This is a genomic window from Streptodolium elevatio (assembly GCF_053592165.1).
Genome location: NZ_JBSFVE010000005.1, coordinates 293,165 through 314,342 on the forward strand (window position 1 = coordinate 293,165; position 21,178 = coordinate 314,342).

Below are 21,178 nucleotides of genomic sequence, written 5' to 3' on the forward strand. Positions count from 1 at the left end.
GTTCCTTGCGTTGTGTGATGGTGTGCTGAAGAGCGGGACGGTGCGGCCATGCCGTCCCCTCAGCAGCGCATCACCACGCAGCGCAAACACCGGACATCCGAGCACGGCGCCGCGGGAGGCCCCTGCGCCATCGGGATGTACGGCCGCACGACCACGTCCGCGATCGGCCGGGCCGGGCGCACCGCTCGCGGTGCGGCGGACGTCGTACGCCTTCCGGGGGCGCGTACCTCGACGTCGGCGCCCGCCGCCGTCTGCTCGGTCCCGTCGGAAGGCGCCGAAGGCGACGAGGGCGCGGACGGAGCAGACGGAGCAGAGGGAGCAGACGGAGCAGAGGGAGCGGACGTAGCCCCCGGCGCCGTACTCCCGGCAATGCCCCGGCCGATCTCCTCCACGGCCCCGGCACCCGACGCCCCCGCACTCGATGCACCCGCACCCGTCAGCAGCACCAGTACCGCGACGAGAACCGCGCACAGCACTCCGCCCGTCGCGCCGCGACCGGCGATCCGCGAAGTACCGTGCATGAGCAGACCTCCTGCGAGGCGTCTGCCATCCGCAACGGCGCCGCCACGCACAAGGTCAGCGCCCAGTCACCCGGGCGGACCAGGAAATCCACTCGGTTGACCCCGCGCGCGACCGCTTCTTCCGATAAGCCCATCAGCGCAACGCCGCCGACGCCGACTCCGCCGCGGACCCAGGCTCCGCCGCCGGCTCCGTTGTGGACCCCCGCTCCGACCTTCGACCTCCGACCCCCGACCCGCCCCGGCCGACGAGCCCGTCAGCCGTCCCGCGGATCCGGCGCGATCGTGTGCACCGCTTCCCGCAGAGCCGCCAGCAGCGCGTCGACCAGCGGTTGCGCCCACCGCCGCCGTGCCGTCACGACGCCGATGTGCCGTGTCGGGCGCGGGTGTTCGAGCGGTACGAACGCCAGGCCCGCGCGATGCGTCGCCAGCGCGATCCGCGGGATCAGCGCGAACCCCACCCCGGCTTCGACGAGCGACTGCGTGAACAGGTAGTCGGTGCTCGTGCAGACCACCGACGGCTGGAAGCCGGCCATGCCGGACGCCCGGGCCAGCGGGGCGCCCGCCGCCCCGCACCCGTCGATCCAGCGCTCGTCGGCGAGTTCGGCGATGCGTACGGCACGTCGGCCCGCCAGCCGGTGGCCTTGCGGCAGCACCAGCCAGATCTGCTCGTTCATCAGCGGCACGAGCGTCAGCCGCGGCGTCGCCGGCGCATGCCCGAAGTGGTACGTCAGCCCCAGATCCGCCCGCCCCGACCGGACCAGCTCGGCCGCGTCCTCCGGCTCCGCCTCGGTCACGGTGAGCTCGACGTCCGGGTAGGACGCGTTCAGCGCGATCAGCGCGGGCGGCAGCAACGCCTGTCCGGCACTCGTGAACGTCGCCACGCTCAGCGTCCCGGTACGCCCCTCGGCCAGCCGGTCGATGCGCTCCTGCGCCGCCGCCAGCTCGGCCGCGACCGTCTCCGCCGCCTCGACCAGCACGCGACCGGACTCCGTCAGCGTGACCCCGCGCGTGCTGCGCTCCACCACCGGCCGTCCGAGGGAGCGTTCGAGGGCGGCCACCTGCTGCGAGACGGCGGACGGGGTGAGCAGCAGCGACGCGGCGGCCTTGGCGAAACTGCCCTGCGCGGACACCTCGCGGAGAATCTTGAGACGGTGCACGTCGATCATCAGATCCCCTTAATGCCCGTGAAGCAGTTCGATACTTCTGCTGTTGACGATACGCGTCGAGGATCGGGGCATGACAAAGAAGGCCTGGGCACTCTTCGCGGCGATGTCGATCGTGTGGGGCATCTCGTACCTGTTCATCAAGATCGCCGTCGAGGAGGTCTCGGCGCCGGTCGTGGTGGTCACCCGCACCGCGATCGCCGCCGCCGTCCTCGTGCCGCTGGCATTGCGTCGCCGGGCGTTCGGCACGCTACGCGGGCGGGTGCGGATCGTGTGCGTCCTGGCGCTCACCCACGTGGCCGGCCCGTTCCTGCTCATCACGTACGGCGAGGTGCACATCTCGTCGTCGCTGACCGCCCTGCTCATCGCCGCGCAGCCCATCATGATCGCGATCATCGCGCTGAGGGCCGACGCGTCCGAGCGCGTCACCGGGTTCCGCGCGGTCGGCCTGGCGGTCGGCCTCGGCGGCGTCGGCACCCTGGTCGGCTTCGACCTGACCGGCGACCGCCTCGGTCTGCTCGGGGCCGGCATGGTGCTGCTGGCGACGCTCGGGTACGCCTGCGCCACGCTGATCGTGAAGCGCCACTTGTCCGACGTGCCGCCGGTGGCCCTCGCCGCTTCGACGATGAGCATCACCACCGTCCTGCTCATGCCGTTCGCGATCGCCACCGCGCCCGCGTCCCTGCCGAGCGCCAAGGTCGCGGGTTCGCTGGCGGCACTCGGCCTGGTCTGCACCGCGCTCGCGTTCCTGGCGTTCTACGCGCTCATCGCCGAGGCGGGGGCGGGGCGGGCCGCGCTGATCACGTACCTCAACCCGGTCGTCGCGGTGCTGCTCGGCGTCCTGGTCCTGGACGAGAAGCTCAGCGCGTCGATCGCCGGCGGCACCGCGCTCATCCTGGCCGGGTCGTGGCTGGCCACCCGGCCCCAGAAGGGGGCAAGTCAGAAAGCGGAAAGCCAGAAGGCGGCAAGCCCCGACCCCCGCCCCGCCGACCCGCCCCAGGCGGACCCGCAACGCCTTGGGGCCGACGCGCTCAGTCCTTGTACTCCGGCACCCGCTTCTCCTTCCGCGCGATGATCGCCTCCTCGAAGTTCTGCGTCGTCAGCCGGACGTACAGCTGTGCGTGACCCTCGGCGTCCATGTGCGCGTGCATGCTCCCGGCCTCCAGCCCCGACCACAGCATGCGCTTGGTGACCTCGACGCCCACGCGGCTGAACCCGATGATGCGCTCCGCGAGGTCGAAGCACTCGTCGAGCAGCTTCTCGCCCGGCACCACCCGCGACACGAGGCCGATGCGCTCGGCCTCGGCCGACTCGACGTCGCGGCCGGACAGCATGATCTCGAACGCCCGCGACGACCCGATCGCCCGCGGCAGCAGGTAGCTGATGCCCAGCTCGGTCGCGGTGAGGCCGTTGTTGATGCCGGCGGCCCGGAAGTACGCGGCCTCCGACGCGATGCGGATGTCGGTCGCCACCGACAGGCAGAACCCGCCGCCGATCGCCGCACCGTTGATCGCGCCGATAACCGGCTGGTGCATTTTGCGCAGCCCCAGGATCACGTCGTCGAGGATTTCCATCGACCTGCGGGCGATGCTCGTACGCGTCAGTCCCTTGATGCCGGGGATCCGTCCCGAGCTCTCCAGGTCGGCCCCGGAACAGAAGCCACGCCCCGCTCCGGTGAGCACCACCACCCGCGTATCGTTGTCCGCACTGACCTCCTCTAGGGCCTCACGGAAGGGGACCATCACGTCGAACGCCATCGCGTTCATCCGCTCGGGGCGGTTGAGGGTGATGAGGGTGACGTGCGGGCGCGGCTTGTCGATGAGCACGAACGACATGGGGCGGCATCCTCGGGCGGTCGGGAAGAACTGAGGGCGGGTCAGGTGTTCTTGATCGTGTCAATGATCACGGCCAAGCGCACCGGTACGGGGGCGCGATGTCAAGAGGCGAGCGCACAGAGGGGCAATACGGGATGCTCGGCGGGTACGCGGATCCCCAGTCGTTCGACACCTTCGCCGGCGACTACGACCGCTACTCGGACCTGCACGACCCGCTGGGGGAGTGGCTCGACGAGCAGATAGCCGACCTCGCGCCCGCGGGCGGCCGGGCGCTCGACGCCGGCTGCGGCTCGGGACGGCACGCGCACGCGCTCGCCGACACGTACGACGAGGTGCTCGCCGCCGACCTGAGCCGCGCGCTCATCGAGACGGCGCGCCTGCGGCGCTCGCACCACCGGGTCACCTACCAGGCGGCCGACCTGCTCGACATCTCCGACGACGCGGGCTTCGACCTGGTCGTGAGCATGGCGACGCTGCACCACGTGCCGGACCTCGACAAGGCGCTTGAGCACCTGCACGGGCTGGTCCGCCCCGGCGGCGCCGCGATCCTGGTCGACAACGTCGCGGCCCAGGCGACGCCCGCGCGCTGGGCGTACCTCACAGGCGCCGCGTACGAGCTGCCGCGCGACATCGCCAGACTCGGCACCCGCGACGCCTGGTGGCTCTACCGCTTCCGGACCAGCCGCGCGTGGCTCGCCCACCTGCTCAGCGACCGCTACCTGACGCGCACTCAATTCGAGCGCAGGTACGGCGCGGTGTTCCCCGGCGCGCGCTTCACAAACCTCGGCTTCGCACACGCCATGGTCTGGCAACGCGCCTGAACGCCCCTGTGTCGCGTCCCAGCAGACGGCTCGGGGGTATGGGGCCTGAAGCGGGGTCTGCGGTGAGGTCTGGGACGGGAGCGTCGGAAGGTGCGTCCGGAAGGTGCCCGGCACACGTAAACGGCCAACGGTTTCGCTTCGCGGACAAGGTCTTTCATCCTGCACGTGGCGACTGGCATGCTGTGGCGCCACCTGGCTGGGAGGGGGTTCGATGCGCCGTTCCGCGCGCGGAAAAACCGGAGAGAGCGGACAGACCGTAGGAACCGGAACGTACCGAAAGACCGGTAAGTGGGCTGCTGTCGGGGCGGCCTCGGTGCTCGCCCTGGCGCTGTCCGGTTGCGGAAAGGCGGGGGCCACCAAGGCCGCCGAGGCACCGGCCGCCCCGTGCGATCTGGTGTTGCAGGAGGAACTGTCGGTGATGGGCGTGGGTCCGCCGACCGCCGACGACACGCACAGCGGCAGCGCTTCGTCCAGCGCGTACTGCGAGTCCGCCGCGAACGAGGCCGCCAAGCAGGGGCCCCGGTGGGGGGCTCTGCGGATCGAGTGGACGAGCTTCGCCGACGCCAAGAAGGACAAGGAGAAGGGCGGGTCCGCGCGTACCGGCGTGGAGCAGGCCAAGGCCGAGTACCAGTCCGCGCGCGGCGCGACGACCACCTCCATGTGCTCGGAACAGCCGGTGACCCAGCCGGATTTCGCGATGGTCGACTGCTTCGAGCCGGGCAGCGAGTACGGTCCGACGGCCGGGGCGATGATCGTCCGGCACGGGCCCAAGGTGGTGTTCGTGAGCTACCAGGGCGTGGGCTACGACCCGGCCGTCGTGCACGAGACGATCCGGCGAATCGCGGACCGCGCCATCCGCGCCGAGGCCTGACAGCCCCCACCTGCGGCACCACCGACCGCCCCGCGCGCGCCACCGAGGCCCGCCGGACGCTCAAGACGCCCAAGACGCCCAAGACGCTGAAGACGCTCAAGACGCCCGGACGCGGCGGCCGGCTCACGACTCCTTCGTGGCCCGGACGTCGCGGCCCAGGCGCGACATCAGCGCGGCGAGCTGTGCGAGGTCGGCGTCCGACCACGAGCCGAGCGAGTCCTGAAGCCAAGTCGACCACACCGCACGCAGGTTGCGGGACATGCGCCGACCCGCTCCGGTCGGCGCGAGCAGGTGGGCGCGGCCGTCCTCGGGGTCGGGGGTGCGGCGGACCAGGTCCGCCTTGATCAGGATGTCCGCCTGCCGGCTGGTGATCGAGCGGTCCTGGCCGGTCAGGTCGGCCAGCGCGGACAAGCGCAGCGGGCCGTACGACACGATGTTGCCCAGCAGGAAGGACTCGGCGCGGGTCAGCGACCCGCCCGCCCGCGCCGCCAGTTCGCGGTGCAGGCGGGCACCGCGGGTGGACGCGAGCAGCGCCTCCAGGGCGCGGTGCACATCCTCCAACGACTGGCCGCGTGCGTCGCGGGGCGGCGTACCGGAGGTCGGTGTCTCCATAATAGTTGATTGATATCACGCAAATCAGGTGCTAGACAACGGTGTGGGGATGGGGGACGCGGGTGGCCCGGCGGTCATGGCGGGACCGGCGCGGCGCGGCGCGGTGCACCACGGCAATACCACCACGCATCGCGGCAACAGCACCACGCACTACGGCCGCACCACCACACACCACGGCAACACCCACCACCACCGATTTGGACGAGGGGCGGACCATCATGGCGCACACTCCCGAAACCGACATCCTCACAACCGGGGTAGTCGTCACCGGCGGCGCGTCGGGGATCGGGTTGGCGACGGCCGAGGCACTCGCGGCCTCCGGCCGTCCGGTCGTCCTGTGGGACATCGACGGCGGCGCGGCCGAGGCCCAGGCCGAGCGGATCACCGCCGAGAGCGGGAGCAAGGCCGTCGGCCTCGCCGTCGACGTCCGCGAAACCGAGGCCTACGACACGGCGTTGGACGCGTCGCGCGGCGCGCTCGGCAGCCTCGGGGGACTGGTGCACGCCGCCGGCGTCGTCGACGGGCGTGGCGTGGACGGCCTGGACGACGCGAGCTGGGCGCCGGTCGCCGACGTGAACCTGCGTGCCTACGCCCTGCTCACGCGCGCCATGCTGGACGACCTCCGCAGCCACGACGGCTCGGCGGTGGTCGGGATCGCCTCGATCAACGCCATCGCCGGCAACGCGGCGAACCCCGCCTACTGCGCCGCCAAGGCAGGCATGCTCGGGCTCACCCGCTCGCTCGCCGCGTCCCTGGCGACGGACGGTATCCGGGTCAACGCCGTCTGCCCCGGCTACATCGAAACCCCCATGCTCGCGGCCGCGTTCGCGAAGTCCGGTACTCGTGCGCGCATGGAGGGCGGCAATCCCATGAAGCGCCTCGGACGGCCCCACGAAGTGGCGGGCGCCGTACGGTTCCTGCTGGGCCGTGAGGCGAGCTTCATCACCGGCACGCAGATCGTCGTCGACGGCGGGACGACGGCCGTCGTCCACTGACCAGACGGTCCATCAACTTCGGTCCGCCGCCGCGCGGACGGGAAAGGGGAACCATGGAGTTCTCGATGTCCCTGCCGCTGCTGCTCGACCCGGGCGCGCGCGACCCCTACCGCGAGACCTTCGAACTCGCCCGCATCGCCGAGGAGTCCGGTTTCTCCACCGTCACCATCGGCCACCACCACTTCATGCCCGGCAATCTGCCCGACCCGCTGACGTTCCTGGCGACCGTCGCGGCACGTACCGACACGCTGCGCGTGGGCACCGGAATCTTCCAACTCCCCGTGCACAACCCGGTACGCGTCGCCGAGCAGGTCGCGCTCATCGACCAGATCTCGGGCGGACGCGTCTCGCTCGGCGTCGGCATGGGCTGGTGGCCGCTCGAATACCAGGTGCAGGGCTCGGAGTTCCGACAGCGCGGCGCACGCATGGAGGAGGCCCTGAAGATCCTCCGCCACGTCTGGACGACGGAGAACCAAGGCTACGAAGGGCGCTTCTGGTCCTTCCCCGAACTGACCGTGCACCCGCGCCCCGTGCAGGACCCGCATCCGCCCCTGTGGGTCGCGGGCGTCGCCGACGCGGCGGTCGACCGCGCGGCACGGCTCGGCGACGCATGGCTGTGCGGACCCGTGCAGTCCCTCGCCAAGGCCCAGTCCTGCCTGGACGTCTACCGCGCCTCGTGCGCGGAGCACGGCACGCGCCCCGACTGGATCCTGCGCCGGTACGCCTGGCTCGGCACGGACCGCAAGCAGGTGGCCCGCGACGTGCTGCCGCACTACGTCGGCGGACTCATGGAGCACTGGCGCGAGTCGGCCGAGGACGACATCGAGAAGGCGCTGTTCGCCCGCCTGGACGCGGGCGAGGACGTCTCGCCCGAGGAGATCGCCGCCGACCGGCTCCTGTGGGGAGCGCCGGACGACGTGGTGGCGCAGGTCCAGGCGTACGCCGACGCCACCGGCTGTACCCACGTACATGCCGCCTTCGGCGCGGGCCTGCCCGGCAGCGTCGCGCAGGCCTCGCTCGGGACTTTCAACGAAATTGCGGCGATGGTAAGGCTGTTCGGGCGCGAGGTGATTCCCGCCTTCGCCGCCTGACAAGCCCTGTCGGAGTGCTGGCGCCCACGGCGGACGCCTGCCGCCGCGGTGGTCCGGTCCGCCGGTGCCGAATTGGCCGGTGACCGGCGATACGCGGCATGTGAGACTGGCGGCGCAATTGTCCTCGCCGGTCTCGGCCCGGGGAGGCCGTCCCGCGAGGGGTCGGCCGTACCGGGGCGTGGCCGTCCTCATGTGGGAGTGGTCCATGCAGGTCGCGGTCGTCACCTTCGACGGGTTCAACGAGCTCGACAGCTTCATCGCGTCGTCGCTCGTCAATCGGTGCCGGTCGCAGGGCCTGAGCGCCTGGATCACCACGCCCACGCCCGTCGTCGCCTCGATGAACGGCGTCGAGGTGACCGGGCAGCGGCCGCTCGGGTTCATCGGCGAGGCCGACGTCGTCCTGATCGGCAGCGGTATCAAGACGCGCGACGTCGTGGCCGACGACGCCCTGCTGGCCCGCCTGCCGCTCGACCCCGAGCGGCAGTTGATCGGCTCGCAGTGCTCGGGTGCGCTGGTGCTCGCGCGGCTCGGCCTGCTGGACGCCATGCCCGCGTGCACGGACACGACGACGCGCCCGTGGGTCGAGGAGTGCGGGGTGACGGTGCTGGACGCGCCGTTCCACGCCGAGGGCCGCATCGCCACCGCGGGCGGTTGCCTCGCGTCGCAGTACCTCGCGGCATGGACGATCGCGCGGACCCTCGGCGACGACGCCGCGCGTGCCGCGATCGAGTACGCGGCGCCGGTCGGCGAGAAGGCCGAGACCGTCGAGCGGGTCATGGCCGCGGTGCGCACCGGCGCGGCGGCGTCGCGCTGAGATGACGACACAGGAGCAGACGCCCTCGGGGAGACGCACCGGCAAACGTGCCGACACATCTGACACAGACACAACTGACGCCGATACATCTCACGCCGAAACATCTGACGCTGACCTGTCCGCAGACGGCATCGCGCGCATTCAAAGGCGTACCGTGCGCACCCTCGTGCTCGCCCAGGTCGCGGGCGGCATAGGCGTCGGTTCGTCCCTCGCGGTCAGCGGGCTGCTGGCCGAGGATCTGTCCGGCTCGCAGGCGCTGTCCGGGCTTGCGGTCACCGCGATCACCCTCGGCGCCGGCCTGTGCGCGATACCCCTGGCCCGCCTCGCGGACCGCCGCGGCCGCCGGATCGCCCTCGCGACCGGATGGGCCACGGCGACGGTCGGCGCGCTCGGCGTCATCCTCGCCGCGGTCCTCGGCTGGTACCCGGCGCTTCTCGTCGCCTTCGTCGTGTTCGGCGCGGGCTCGGCCGCCAACCTCCAGTCCCGCTACGCCGCCGCCGACCTCGCCGACGACTCGACGCGCGCCCGGTCGCTCGCGATCGTCGTGTGGTCGACGACCATCGGCGCCGTGCTCGGCCCGAACCTCAACACCCCGGGCGCGGCCGTCGGGCGCTTCCTCGGCCTGCCGGAGCTGGCCGGGCCGTATGTCTTCTCCGCCCTGTCGTTCGCGGCGGGCGGCGTCATGATGTGGGTCCTGCTGCGCCCCGACCCCCTGCTGGTCGCGCGGCGCCTGGCCGTGGCCGACGAGTTCCCGGCGGCCCCCGCCGGTCGAACTGCCGTCCCCGACACCGCCGAACCGATGCCGACGACCGAGCCGCTGCCGACGGCGCCGCCCGTCCCGCGTTCGTCCTGGGCCGTCGTACGAGAGTCGCGGACCGCGACCCTTGCCCTGGCCTCGGTCGTCCTCGGCCACGCCGTCATGGTCTCGGTGATGACCATGACACCCGTACATATGCGCGACCACGGCGCCGACCTCACGATCGTGGGCCTGACGATCAGCCTCCACATCGCGGGCATGTACGCCTTCTCGCCGCTCGTCGGCTGGGCGGCGGACAAGCTGGGCCGCATCCCGGTCATCGTCGCGGGTCAACTGATCCTGCTCGGCGCGGTGCTGGTCGCGGGGCTGTCGGGGCGTACGGTCCCGATGACAGTCGTCGGCCTCGTCCTCCTGGGCCTCGGCTGGTCGTGCTCGATGGTCGCCGGGTCCGCGCTGCTGGCCGAGTCGGTGCCGCAGCGCGAGCGGCCGCGGGTGCAGGGCACGTCGGACCTCATGATGAACCTCGCGGGCGCCGCCGGCGGGGCGCTGTCCGGCGCGGTGCTGGGCGCGGCCGGGTACGGCGGGCTCAACGCCGCCGCGGGCCTGATCGTGCTGCCGGTCCTCGCCGTCGTCGGCGGGTACGCGCTGGGCCGTTCGAGGACAACGCAAGGGACCGCATAGAAGACCGCGTAGAACTCCGGCAGGAGACCGCGCAGACTCCGCGCAGAACCCCACTCAGAACCCACTCAGAACTCCGCGCAGAAGAAGGACAGCCGCCCGCTCCCGTAAGGGCGTCCCGTCGAGGCGCCGTCCGGCCGGCGTGGGCCTCGCCCGTGGTCGCTCGAGATGTCGGCCATCCCAAACCGACCTATGTTTGAGCAAACCGGGCGGTTCCTCGCTCGGGCTGTCTACCGACGAGGGGCACCGATGCAGCAGTCCCGAGTGGTCGTGGTCGGCGCGGGGTTCGCCGGATTCGAGACCGTACGGCATCTGGAGAGATCGCTCTCGGCGCAGGACGCCGACATCACGCTGATCAGCCCCGGCGGATACATGCTCTACCTGCCGCTGCTGCCGCACGTCGCGGCGGGCGTCATCTCGTCGCGGTCGATCGCCGTACCGCTGTACCGCATGCTCAAGCGCACCCACATAGTCCCCGGCGGCGCGATAGGGGTCGACCTCGACGCGCGGGTCTGCGTGGTCCGCAAGATCACCGGCGAGGTCGTGAACGTGGCGTACGACCACATCGTGCTCGCCCCCGGCAGCGTCACGCGTACGTTCGACATCCCCGGCCTCGACAAGTACGGCCGCGGCATGAAGAACCTCGCCGAGGCCGTCGCGCTGCGCGACCACGTCATCGCCCAACTCGAACTCGCCAACTCCAGCTCCGACGAGAGCGAGCGCCGCGCGCGCTGCCAGTTCGTGGTGGTGGGCGGCGGCTACGCGGGCGTCGAGACCGCGGCGTGCCTTGAGATGGTCACCACGTCGGCCCTCGACCACTTCCCGCGCCTCGACCCGTCACAGGTGCGCTGGACCGTCGTCGACGTCGCGCCCCGCCTGATGCCCGAACTCGGCGAGAACCTGGGCCGGGCGGCGCTGGAGATACTCGCGCGCCGAGGTGTCGACGTACGCCTCGGGACGAGCGTCAGCGAGGTCACCGAGGACGCCGTCACCCTGACCAGCGGCGACGTACTGCCGTGCCGCACCCTCGTGTGGACCGCGGGCGTCGCGGCCAGCCCCCTCATCGCCGCCCTCGGCGCGGAGACGGTACGCGGGCGGCTCGCCGTCGGTGCGGACCTCGCCATCCCGGGGCGGCAGGACGTGTTCGGGCTCGGCGACGCGGCGGCCGTACCGGACCTGGACAAGGGCGACGGAGCCGTCTGCCCGCCGACCGCGCAGTACGCCATGCGGCAGGCAAAGGTCGCGGCGCACAACGTCGTCGCGGCCATCAAGAACAAGCCCTTCAAGGAGTTCCGGCACAAGGACCTCGGCCTGGTCGTCGACCTGGGCGGCACCGAGGCGGTTGCGCGGCCCCTCGGCCGGGAACTGCGCGGCCTGCCGGCCCAGGCCATCACGCGCGGGTACCACCTGATGGCGTTGCCGTCGTTTCGGGCCCGGGCCCGAGTGGGCGCGAACTGGACGCTGCACGCGGTCGCCGGCGACGACTTCGTCCGGCTCGGGTTCCTGTCGGGACGTACGGGGGCGCTGTCCGACTTCGAGCACACGCACGCGTATCTCTCGCGCGAGGAGTTGGCGCAGCAGACGCGCCACTGACGTCTCCGCCTGCGCTCAATGCCCGGCCGCGGCAACGGCCCGCGACAAGGCCTTGACGACCTCGGCCGCCAGCACCGCCTGGCCGGCCGCCCTGAAGTGGATGCGGTCCGAACTGATCAGGTCGGGACGGTCGTTCACCGGGTGGTCCCACATCTCGACGAGCACCGCCTCGTGGTCCGCGGCCAGTTCGCGGACGATGCCGTTGAGGGTGCGTACGCGGTCCGGCCAGTCGGGGAACCGCGGCACGACGAACGCGCGGCCGAACGTGAACACCGACAGCCGGGCACCGGTGGCCGCCGCAACCCCGTAGAGCCGCCGCAGCGTCCGCTCGATCGCGGCGAAGTCCGGGGCGGTGTTGAACAGGTCGTTCGCGCCGCTCGGCACGTGTACGAGATCCGGTCGGAACGCGGCCATCCGCTCCACCTGTGCCGCCAGCACGCGTTCGGTCGTGGCCCCGACCTCCGCGCTGTTCAGGTACGCGAGTTCGGGCCGCACCCGCCGCAGGATGTCGGCCACCCGATCCGACCAGCCCATGGTGGTGTACCCGGGCGTCGGCTCGCCGGTTCCCGCGGAGAGGCTGTCGCCGATGACGGCGAACCGCCGCCAGGGGGCGTCGGCGAGCATCGTCGCGGCCTTGGCGGGCGAGAGGCACGACGGGTCGGTCTCCTCGGTGAGCGGCAGCCGCTTCGCCGGCGCGGGCTGCGTCGCCCGAGCCACCCGAGTCGCGTGAGCCGTCTGAGTCCTCTGAGTCGTCGTCATGCAACTAAACGTACGACCGTTCGTGCTTTTGTGACAAGGCGTGGCAGGATGGCGCCATGAGCCCGAGCCCTCCGCGTGCGACCACCGACCAGCGACTGCTGCGCGGCGCACGCGCCCGGTGGACGATTGCCCGCCACGGCGCCGACGTCGCGTCGGCCGAGGGGCTGAGCGGCCTGAGCATCGGGCGCCTGGCCACCGATCTGGGGCTGAGCAAGAGCGGCGTCGCGACGTTGTTCGGCACCAAGGAGCAATTGCAGTTGGCGGTGGTCGAGGCGGCGCGGAAGGCGTACGTGGACGCGGTCGTCCGCCCGGCGCTGGCACACCCCGCGGGAGCGGCACGACTGCGCGCCCTGGTCGACGGCTGGTTCGGGTACGCCGAGCAACCCCTATTCCCGGGCGGATGCTTCTGGGCGGCGAACCTCCCCGACTTCGACAGCCGCCCGGGGCCGGTCCGCGACGCCCTCCGCGCCCAGCGCGGCGAATGGCTCACCCTGCTCGCCGACCAGATCCGCCGCGCGGTCGACGACACCGCGGACGACGCACCCACCACCGGCGCAGCCGGCGAACTCGACCCGGAACTCACCGCGTTCCACCTCGACGCCGTCTTCGTCGGCACCAACACGGCCCTGCGCCTGGGCGATCCGAACGCCCTACCCCGAACCCGCCGCATCATCGAAAACCTGCTGGCCCCGATCACCTGAAGCCCGAGAGAACTTGCCCCGCCCCGCCCAAGGCACCGGCCGCCAGGCGGGCCTGACGTGGTGTCGGCAGCCGGCCGTAGGGTCGCCGCATGCTTCTGTACGACGACGACGCCCGGCTGCGGGCGGAGCTCGTGGCCGTCACCGCGCTCGGCCGCCGCATCGCCGAAGACGTGGCCCGTGGCATGGCCGCCGATGCGGCGAGGGTCCGTGTGAAGGGCGCCGAACTGGCGGAGACTCATGTGACCGGGCCTGAGGCCCCGGGGTTGCCACGCCGAAGCCTGATGCCGGGGCCACCCGACATGCGGTGCGCCACACGGTTCTGTTGAGTTCGCGCGACCTGTATGACGAAGAAGACGGCGACTTCGATGGGCATCTCGACGACGATCCCTCGCTGCTCGACGCGGCGTACGTCGCCCTGGAGGGGGACTGCGAGGCCTTGGCCGACGCGTTGGCGCACTGCTGGGGGCGCGCGCCGGAGGGCGCGGTGTTCGTGTCGGAGGAAGTGGAACAGGCCGTGTTGACCGTGCAGACGGCCGACGGGACGCCGCGGTATTCGGGCTTCATCAGCTTGTGGTGCTTTCCCGGCTATTGGCTCGGCGTCGGCGTTCGGTACGTGGGTGAGCGTCCGCCCGTGGAACTGGTGGCTCTGTCTGGGCCGTTGCACCTTCTTGCCGGGGTTGAGGGCAACCGAGTGCCGGGTCGGCGAAGCATGTGCGCGAACGGGATCTTGGCAGTGCAGGGGTGACTTGCCGGAGTGTCCTGATTGTGTGGTGGGTCGCCGGCCAGGGGCGGCGTCGGACCGCTGTGCGGGACCGTGGTTGACGGGGGCATCGAGCTGACGCAGGCTCAGGCGGCGGATGTCGCGTGCTGGTTCGCTGCGGTGCGGGACGAGTACCGCAGCCGGGCAGGAGAGTTGCCGTTCCGCCACCATGACCCGATGCCGCGAGATTGCGCCAACTTCCGAGTCCCGCAAAGCGGACGTGGGGCTCCGCATGATCCAGGCGTCGTGCCAGAATCCTCATCCTCTACGGCATCGGGCCGTGCGGGTGAACGCGACTCAGGGAGTTGGGGAGACGCCGACGTGGCGCGACGGGGTCCGGCGCAAGCCGGGGGCGCAGGGCGGGCCGACGCCGACCCGCGCGGGCAGGAATCCGGGAACAAGGGCGCACCCGCCCCGGAGCGGGCGACAGACGGCAAAGGGGACCAGGCGGTGGCCGGGAATCGCCGGAGACCGGCCCCGGTCCCCCAGACGCTCGCCCGGCCACGGCTCAACGCGCAGCTCAACGCCGTGCTCGACCGCCGACCCGTCCTCCTCGCGGCCACCGCCGGGCACGGCAAGACCACGCTGCTCGACCAGTACGCCGCCATCTGGCCCGGCCGGGTCCGGCGCATCAGGTGCGATCCGGACGACCGCCGGTCGGCGGCCGAGGTCTGCGCGGACGTACGTGGGTCCGCCGCCGACGACACCCTCGTCGTCGTCGACGATCTCCACCATCTGCCGCACGCCGCCCAGGTCTTCGAGTCCCTGGCGGCATCCGCCCGCCCGGCGCGGCTCCTCGTCGCCACCCGCCCCGTCGCCGCGCTGAACCTCTCCTGCGCCGAACTCGCCCACACCGTCCTCATCGGCGCCGACGACCTGCGCCTGCGGTGGTGGGAGGTCGACCGCCTGCTCACCGACGTCCACGGCAGGCCGCCCGACCCCGTCCTCGCCTGGGACGCCACATGGCTCACCGGCGGATGGGCCGCGCCACTGCACGAATACCTGCTCTGCACTCGCGACCTGAGCGCCCGTCAGGCCCGCCTCACCCTCACCGCGCCCGGAGTCCCCTTCGCCGCCGGGTACCTCGACCGCCAGATCCTCGACGGACTCGACCCCGACGTCGTCGCCTTCCTCACCCGGACGGCGATCATGAACGGCCCCACGGCCGCCAACTGCGCCACCGCCGACACCCCCGCGGCCCGAGCCGAGGCGGCGGCGATGCTGCGGCGTGCCGAACGCGCCGGAGTGCTCGCACGCAAGGGCGCCGAGTACGTCGGCGAAACCCTGCTGCGCCACCTGCTCGTCCACCGTTTCGCGACCACCGACCCAGGTGCGCCGGGGGTGTTCGCGGCAGCCGTCCGCCCCATGCGGGAGGCGGGGGACCCGGTGGGTGCGGTGTGGGCGGCGTACCTCGCACGCGACCGCGCCGCGCTTCGCGAACTCATGGACCGCAACCCGCTGATGATCGCCGCGGCGGTGCCGGAGCACTGGCACGGGATGCTGCGTACGCTCGCCGGGCCCGCCCGCCCCGTCGACCGCCAGGCGGCGCGCATGGTCGCCGGGGACTGCGAGGTGTTCGCGGAGCCCGAGGAGGAGTCGCTGCGTGCGTCCGCGCGGGCCGTCAACGACATCATGGACGGCCCGCTGCGCCTGGCCGAGGTACCCGAACTCCCGCGCGGCGCCGAGGGCGAGATCGTCCGGGCCGTCGCGCTCATGGGGACCGGCGACTACCGCTCGGCGATCGCCGCCTTCGACGCCTACCCGCGCGACCTCGGCGGTCCACCCGCCGCCGCGGCCGAACTCTTCGGCGTGCTGGCGGCGTTGCTCGCGGGGCACGGATGCGACGTACGCGTGCTCGAACAGGCCGCCCAGCGGGTCGCGACGGTGGGCCCGGTATGGCTCGCCCGCGTCGCCCGCGCCGGGCTCACGTTGACCGGCGCCGACGAGTACCGCAGCGAGGCCAGGACCGTGCGCGTGGCGTGCGAACGCCTCGGTGACGCATGGGGGGCCGCGCTGGCCGGCCACATGGACGCCTGCGCGGGAATCCTGCGCGGCGAACCGGACCCGGCCGCACTGGACGCCGCCGCACGCGGTTTCGCGGCGGCCGGCATGACCGCGGCAGCACCGTGGGCACTCGCCTTCGGAGCCCTGGCCAGAGCGCAACTGGCGGAGCCCGGAGCGGGCGAACTCGCCCTGCGTGCCGAGGCCGAGGCCGTCCGGTGGGAACTCCCCGGCGCGTCGGTGATCGCCCGCTGCGCGCGCCTGCTCGCCGAACCGGACACCTCCGGAACCGACTACGACGAACTGGTGGCGGACGCCGAACGGCTCGGGATCCACCTGCACGCCTTCCTGCGGTCGCGGCGGGACGCCGGGGCCGCCCCCACGGCACCGGTCGACATCCGCTGCTTCGGCGGCTTCACGGTGCGGCTCGGCGGCCGACCGCTCGACCTGCTGCGCCTCGCCCCGCAGAGCAGGGTGCTGTTCCGGCTCCTGGCCCTGCACGCGGGGCGCCCGGTGCACCGCGAGGTCCTGGCCGCGGCGATGTGGCCGGACGCCCCGGCGGACGCCGCGTTCCACCGCCTCCAGACCGCCGTCTACAAGCTGCGCCGGTTCCTGGAGCCGGGTCGGGGGCGGCGCGGTGCTTCGGAGTTCGTGCCGTTTGAGGACGGGGCGTACCGGCTGCGGCTGCCGGAGGGCTCGTACCTCGACATTGCGGCGGCCGAGGACGCGCTCGCCCGCGCACGGCAGGCCGCGGCGCGCGGAGACGTGGCCGCGGAGGCGCGGATACTGCGCGAACTCCTGGCCGTCGCCGACGCGATCCTGCTGCCGGAGACCGGCCCGGAGGAATGGGTGGTCGGCCCCCGCGACCGCTGGCTCGACGCCGCGAGCGACGCGCGGAACCGCCTCGCGGAGTTCGCCTCGTCGTAGGGGATGCGCCGGTGCAGGGATGACGCGTCGTCGGGACGGGTCGGCATGCTGCGGGTGCTGCGGCTAGGCGTCAGCCCGGGTGCGGTTCGGTGCTGTCGCGGCGGCCAGGAACATCGGGACGGCGACGAACAGGCGTCCGTATTGGGCGCGTTCCCGCTGCTCGGCGACCCAGGACTCGGCCGATCGGGTGGGGACGAGACCGGCGTCCGCGGTGGCTCTGGCGATTCCTTCCAGCAGCGCGAGGGCGAACCCGTCGGTGAGCACTGGGGTGTGCACTTCCACGGCGACGTCCGTGCAGCCTGCGTCCAACAGCAAGTTGCGGTAACCGCGGGCGGCGCGAGGTGAGGTCACGAGGTCGGCCCGGCCGTGCACGATGGCCCGGGTCAGCGCGGCGTCGTCGGAGTCCACGACCACCGTGTCCCAGTCCTGGCCGATCAGGACGATGCGTCCGCCGGGGGCGAGGACGCGAGTTGCCTCCGCCAGCGCCCGGGCCGGGTCGTCGAGTTCGTGGAAGACCTTGTCGGCGCGGTAAGCGGTGAGTTCGCCGTCGCGGAACGGCAGGGCGTAGGCGTCCCCGGAACGGAAGTCGCCTTCGGGGAAGCGGCTCCGGGCCGTGGCGAGCATCGTCGGGTCGGGATCGACGCCTGTGGCGCGGAACCCGCGGTCACGGAGTTCGGCGACCGCCCGCCCGGCTCCGCAGCCCACGTCGGCCACGGCGGTGGGTGTGCGGAGGAGGTCGTACGACCGCCCGCGCAACTCGGCCGCCCCGGGTGCGGCCTCGACGGCGTCGAGGAGGGCGATCAGGGCTGTCGAGTCGGCGGCGGTGGTGTCGGTGGCCGCGCCGGAAACGGTGGCGGTGGCGGATTTGGTGTCGGTGTCGGTGGCGGGGTGCTTGGACATGCGGCTCAGCGTGCGACTTCAGGTCGGCCTGAAGTCAAGCGGCGACGCCGGTAGGGGTCGAGGGTGCCGAGCGGCGAAGGGGGTGAGGACCGTTGCGTTGCTGGACATGGTCGTTCGGCGCGCGCGTTAATGCCGTTCATGAAGGACGCCCAGTTGGCCATCGGGCCGACCGCTGAACGCTTCGGTCTCGCGACGCACGTACTGCGCCATTGGGAGGACGAAGGGCTGTTGTCGCCGCCGCGTGACGGCGGCGGTCGGCGCCGGTACGGGAACGAGGACCTGTTCCGCATCGCGGCCATCCTGCGGGCCAAGGAGGCGGGCTTCGATCTGGTGAGCATCCGGGCGATGCTCACCGACACGGACGTCCGGCGCCGACGGCACGCGTTGGAAGCGCAGCGGACCGCGCTGCGGCGGCGCATCGCGGAAGCGCAGGCGGCCCTGGACCTTGTCGACTGCGCCCTCGGATGCGATCACGACGACATGGCGACATGCCCGCATTTCCGGCGGTTCCTGGCCGAGCGGGTCGGGGGAGATGCGCTCGAGAACAAGAGCCAGGGCAAGTGCAAGAGTGAGAGCAAGACCGAGAGCGCGAGCGACGACAACGCCGCGCGCCGCGTCACAGGCTGAAGCGTCCCCCGGCGTGTTTCTCCTGGGGTGCCGGGTGGCCCGCAGCCTAGAGTCGCCAGCATCTCGTCACGGCGGCGTCGAGGCGTCGGCGTACGGGTCGCGCCGGAGCAGGTCCGCCGCGTAGGCAGGCGAGCGAGGGAGCAGGGCCATGGAGCCTCCCAGGACCCCGCACGGATCGGAGCCCACCGACGCGCCCGAAAGCGTGGGCGAGGGCGCGGGCAGGCGCGATTTCCTGCGCCGCCTGTCCGTCGGCGGAGCCGGGCTCGCGCTGACCGGTGCCTTACCGCTGGTGTCGGCGGGACACGCGCACGCCGACACCAGCACGGACGCGACCGCTGATGCGGGCACCGGCGCGGCCCGCGACCCCGCCGCCGGGGATGCCGGCAACACGAGCGCGATCGTCATCGTCGGCGGAACCCTGATCGACGGCACCGGTGCGCCTGCCCGTCCGAACCAGGCCGTCGTCATCGTCGGCGACCGCATCGTGTGGGTCGGCGACGGTGCCGGGCGGGCACCGATCCCGTCCGGCGCGCGCATCGTCGACGCGCGCGGGAAGTACGTCATTCCCGGCCTCTCGGACACGCACACGCACTGGACGGTGCTGGAGAAGATCGTCCCGCCGCTGTTCATCGCGAACGGCGTCACTTCGGTGCGCGAAATGTGGGGCTACCCCGAGGTACGCGATGTGCGCCGCCGGATCGACAGCGGCGAACTCCTCGGTCCGCGCATGGTGATGGCGAGCACGGTCCTGGACGGCACCGTGTCGCTCTTGGGGCCGCCGTCCGTGCGCGTGGGCACTCCCGAGGAGGCCCGGGCCGCCGTACGCCAGGCGAAGGCCGACGGCTGCGACTTCATCAAGATCTATTCGTACCTCAGCCCGGAGTGCCTGCACGCGATCGCGGACGAAGCCCGTTTGCAGAATCTGCCGTTCGCGGGCCACCACGCCTACCGGCTGTCGGTCGGCGAGGTCAGCGACGCGGGCATGCGCAGCTTCGAGCACCTGCACGGGATGCCCGTACCGCTCTCGTCGGACGAGGAGGGCTTCCGCCGCCAGATCGCCGCAACACCGATGGACCCGGCGGACCCGCGCGCGTTCTTCCGCACGATGCGCGAACTGGAACGGCAGGCTGCGGGCATGTACAACCCGGCCAAAGCCTCGCGCGTGTACGCCCGTTGGGTCCGCAACGGCACCTGGCAGTCGCCGACGCTGACGGTGAACCGCGTGATGTCGTCGCCGGCCGACACGTACGCCCGCGACCCCCGGCTCAAGTTCATCCCGCCGGACCTGCGGCAGTTCTGGGCCGACGCGGTTCGCGTGTATGCACCGGTCACACCCGAAGAGATCGCTCAGCAGAGGGAGTTCCTGGACCGTCGGCTGGCCATGGTGCGCGAAATGTACGTGGCCGGGGTGGGCATCCTCGCCGGGACAGATGTCGGAAACCCTTACTGTTTCCCGGGCTTCGGCATCCACGACGAGCTGGAACTGCTCGTCGAGGCCGGACTCACCCCGATGCAGGCGCTGTGCACGGCGACGCGGGACGCGGCCCGCTTCCTGGACCTCGACCTCGGCACCGTCGCGCCGGGCAAGGCCGCCGACCTGGTGCTTCTGGAGGCCGACCCGCTGCGCGACATCCGCAATACGCGCCGCATCGATTCGGTGGTGACGCGGGGCCGACTCATCACGCGCGCGCATCGGCAGCAATTGCTGGCCGATGCCGAAGCTGCGGCGCAGGAGCCGAGCACGAGTACGAGCGCGGCCGCCGGAAGGACCGGCGCACGAGCCGCCATGCCTGCGTGCGGGTGCTTCCCGATGCCGGCAACTGTCTGACAGCACTGAGCACCCCGCTGATCGCGCCGTACGATCCGTGCACGCCAGGCGCGCACTCCGCCGGAAACGGCCCGGCTCCGGGCGGCAGTTCACCCGGGCGCCGGGCCGTCACGCGCGGTTCGCGTCGTTCTGTCCCGCATGGCGGCATCTTCCCGGCGGACGTGCCAACGTGCCGACCCCGAAGGCCCACGCCCCACAGCCGACGCGCCACGTGTTGGCGCGCCCACGTGCATTCGTCCGTCGGCCGCGCTCAGCGATGTGCCGTCGAGCTTCGGTAGAGCAGCATCGCTCTTTAGTAAATGATGGTTCGTTTACTAACGTGCCGGATTGGGTGTGCCGGCCCGCCAACGCCGACGCCAACGCCGACGTGTCCAGGCGCCGAAGGGTCGCAGCGCCTCGGCCGGCCGGCTGCCCTCAGCAGTAAATGCTGATTCATCTATGAACGAGGTCGGGCGGCTGCGCCGACATCCGTCGTCCCCGACTGGCGAAATCCCTTTGAGTGCGGGGTCGTTGGTGGGCGTCCGTGAGTAAACGACGGTTCGTTTACTAACCGGGGGCCGGTGCGCCGCAGGGCACGTCGTTGCGGCGAGCGGTCACCGCGACCGGCCATCACGGCTGGGCCTGCGACTCGTCACTGCGCTTGTCACTGCGCCTTGTCCGGCGCGGTGTAGTGGCGCGGCGTAGTGGTATGACCTCGTCGTGCGGGCCGCCGCGCGGTCTCGTGGCGACCCCGCAGGCGACTGGCCCCAGGGGGCGCGAGGGCGAAATCGCGGGCTTGGAACGGGGGAGGGGGCGGGCGGTCCGGCGGTGCGATCGGCGCCGCGTTGACCCGCGGCATCCGGTCGAGCGCTGGGCCTCCCGCCCCCACGGCGGTTCGCGCCGCCGTTTCCCCCGTTCCCCGTACCCCCGTTGTTTCCCCCGTGC

Annotated in this window: 19 protein-coding genes; 14 read left to right on the plus strand and 5 right to left on the minus strand. The window is 72.1% G+C overall.

All coding sequences use genetic code 11. The features are described from left to right. Positions 1-775: 775 nt before the first annotated feature. Positions 776-1,687 (minus strand): LysR family transcriptional regulator, encoded by a 912-nt coding sequence (locus ACWD12_RS13000; RefSeq protein ID WP_450099589.1) that lies wholly within the window; start codon positions 1,685-1,687, stop codon positions 776-778. Positions 1,688-1,757: 70 nt separating this feature from the next. Between ACWD12_RS13000 and ACWD12_RS13005 the strand changes: the two genes are divergently transcribed. Next, positions 1,758-2,759 carry a DMT family transporter gene (locus ACWD12_RS13005; RefSeq protein WP_450099590.1) on the plus strand — a complete coding sequence of 334 codons (1,002 nt, stop codon included), beginning with the start codon at positions 1,758-1,760 and terminating at the stop codon, positions 2,757-2,759. Here the strand turns inward: ACWD12_RS13005 and ACWD12_RS13010 are convergent. Further along, positions 2,716-3,519 (minus strand): enoyl-CoA hydratase, encoded by an 804-nt coding sequence (locus tag ACWD12_RS13010; RefSeq protein WP_358364679.1) that lies wholly within the window; start codon positions 3,517-3,519, stop codon positions 2,716-2,718. The two genes, ACWD12_RS13005 and ACWD12_RS13010, sit on opposite strands and share 44 nt — an antisense overlap. Positions 3,520-3,617: 98 nt before the next feature. Between ACWD12_RS13010 and ACWD12_RS13015 the strand changes: the two genes are divergently transcribed. Beyond that, the gene (locus ACWD12_RS13015) at positions 3,618-4,340 is read left to right on the plus strand and encodes a class I SAM-dependent methyltransferase (protein ID WP_450099591.1); all 723 of its coding nucleotides are present in this window, start codon (positions 3,618-3,620) and stop codon (positions 4,338-4,340) included. 313 nt (positions 4,341-4,653) lie between these two features. Continuing rightward, positions 4,654-5,211 carry a hypothetical protein gene (locus ACWD12_RS13020; RefSeq protein WP_358364682.1) on the plus strand — a complete coding sequence of 186 codons (558 nt, stop codon included), beginning with the start codon at positions 4,654-4,656 and terminating at the stop codon, positions 5,209-5,211. Positions 5,212-5,334: 123 nt separating this feature from the next. On the opposite strand, the gene ACWD12_RS13025 is transcribed toward ACWD12_RS13020, so the two are convergent. Further along, positions 5,335-5,823, minus strand: coding sequence for a MarR family winged helix-turn-helix transcriptional regulator (locus ACWD12_RS13025; protein ID WP_450099592.1), 489 nt, complete (start codon positions 5,821-5,823; stop codon positions 5,335-5,337). A gap of 218 nt (positions 5,824-6,041) precedes the next feature. On the opposite strand from ACWD12_RS13025, the gene ACWD12_RS13030 reads away from it, so the two are divergent. The 5 genes from ACWD12_RS13030 (at position 6,042) to ACWD12_RS13050 (ending at position 11,751) form a co-directional block, all read left to right on the plus strand. Continuing rightward, positions 6,042-6,818, plus strand: coding sequence for an SDR family NAD(P)-dependent oxidoreductase (locus ACWD12_RS13030; RefSeq protein WP_450099593.1), 777 nt, complete (start codon positions 6,042-6,044; stop codon positions 6,816-6,818). A 53-nt stretch (positions 6,819-6,871) separates the two neighbouring features. Beyond that, complete coding sequence (locus ACWD12_RS13035) at positions 6,872-7,909, plus strand: LLM class flavin-dependent oxidoreductase (RefSeq protein WP_450099594.1); 1,038 nt, start codon at positions 6,872-6,874, stop codon at positions 7,907-7,909. Between the two features lie 205 nt (positions 7,910-8,114). After that, the gene (locus tag ACWD12_RS13040) at positions 8,115-8,723 is read left to right on the plus strand and encodes an AraC family transcriptional regulator (RefSeq protein ID WP_450099595.1); all 609 of its coding nucleotides are present in this window, start codon (positions 8,115-8,117) and stop codon (positions 8,721-8,723) included. A gap of 154 nt (positions 8,724-8,877) precedes the next feature. After that, the gene (locus ACWD12_RS13045; RefSeq protein ID WP_450099596.1) at positions 8,878-10,161 is read left to right on the plus strand and encodes an MFS transporter; all 1,284 of its coding nucleotides are present in this window, start codon (positions 8,878-8,880) and stop codon (positions 10,159-10,161) included. Between the two features lie 246 nt (positions 10,162-10,407). Further along, positions 10,408-11,751: an NAD(P)/FAD-dependent oxidoreductase gene (locus ACWD12_RS13050; protein ID WP_450099597.1), complete on the plus strand. Its 1,344-nt coding sequence runs from the start codon at positions 10,408-10,410 to the stop codon at positions 11,749-11,751. A gap of 15 nt (positions 11,752-11,766) precedes the next feature. On the opposite strand, the gene ACWD12_RS13055 is transcribed toward ACWD12_RS13050, so the two are convergent. Next, positions 11,767-12,510 (minus strand): SGNH/GDSL hydrolase family protein, encoded by a 744-nt coding sequence (locus ACWD12_RS13055; RefSeq protein ID WP_450099598.1) that lies wholly within the window; start codon positions 12,508-12,510, stop codon positions 11,767-11,769. A 56-nt stretch (positions 12,511-12,566) separates the two neighbouring features. Here ACWD12_RS13055 and ACWD12_RS13060 point away from each other — a divergent pair, with 56 nt between their 5' ends. The 4 genes from ACWD12_RS13060 to ACWD12_RS13075 all read left to right on the plus strand — a co-directional run bounded on the left by ACWD12_RS13060 (position 12,567) and on the right by ACWD12_RS13075 (position 16,899). After that, the gene (locus ACWD12_RS13060) at positions 12,567-13,211 is read left to right on the plus strand and encodes a TetR/AcrR family transcriptional regulator (protein ID WP_358359692.1); all 645 of its coding nucleotides are present in this window, start codon (positions 12,567-12,569) and stop codon (positions 13,209-13,211) included. 89 nt (positions 13,212-13,300) lie between these two features. Continuing rightward, positions 13,301-13,537 (plus strand): hypothetical protein, encoded by a 237-nt coding sequence (locus tag ACWD12_RS13065; RefSeq protein WP_450099599.1) that lies wholly within the window; start codon positions 13,301-13,303, stop codon positions 13,535-13,537. Next, the gene (locus ACWD12_RS13070; RefSeq protein ID WP_450099600.1) at positions 13,534-13,956 is read left to right on the plus strand and encodes a hypothetical protein; all 423 of its coding nucleotides are present in this window, start codon (positions 13,534-13,536) and stop codon (positions 13,954-13,956) included. The genes ACWD12_RS13065 and ACWD12_RS13070 overlap by 4 nt, the downstream gene beginning before the upstream one ends. Before the next feature lie 465 nt (positions 13,957-14,421). Continuing rightward, entirely contained in the window at positions 14,422-16,899 is a 2,478-nt protein-coding gene (locus ACWD12_RS13075; protein WP_450099601.1) for a hypothetical protein, read from the plus strand. 63 nt (positions 16,900-16,962) lie between these two features. On the opposite strand, the gene ACWD12_RS13080 is transcribed toward ACWD12_RS13075, so the two are convergent. Continuing rightward, positions 16,963-17,799 (minus strand): methyltransferase domain-containing protein, encoded by an 837-nt coding sequence (locus ACWD12_RS13080; RefSeq protein WP_450099602.1) that lies wholly within the window; start codon positions 17,797-17,799, stop codon positions 16,963-16,965. A gap of 63 nt (positions 17,800-17,862) precedes the next feature. Here ACWD12_RS13080 and ACWD12_RS13085 point away from each other — a divergent pair, with 63 nt between their 5' ends. Together ACWD12_RS13085 and ACWD12_RS13090 are read left to right on the plus strand one after the other, a co-directional pair. Beyond that, a complete protein-coding gene (locus ACWD12_RS13085; RefSeq protein ID WP_450099603.1) occupies positions 17,863-18,426 on the plus strand; it encodes a helix-turn-helix domain-containing protein in 564 nt (187 codons plus the stop codon). 148 nt (positions 18,427-18,574) lie between these two features. Continuing rightward, on the plus strand, positions 18,575-20,254 hold the full coding sequence (locus tag ACWD12_RS13090) for an amidohydrolase family protein (protein ID WP_450099604.1): 1,680 nt from the start codon (positions 18,575-18,577) through the stop codon (positions 20,252-20,254). Positions 20,255-21,178 lie beyond the last annotated feature (924 nt).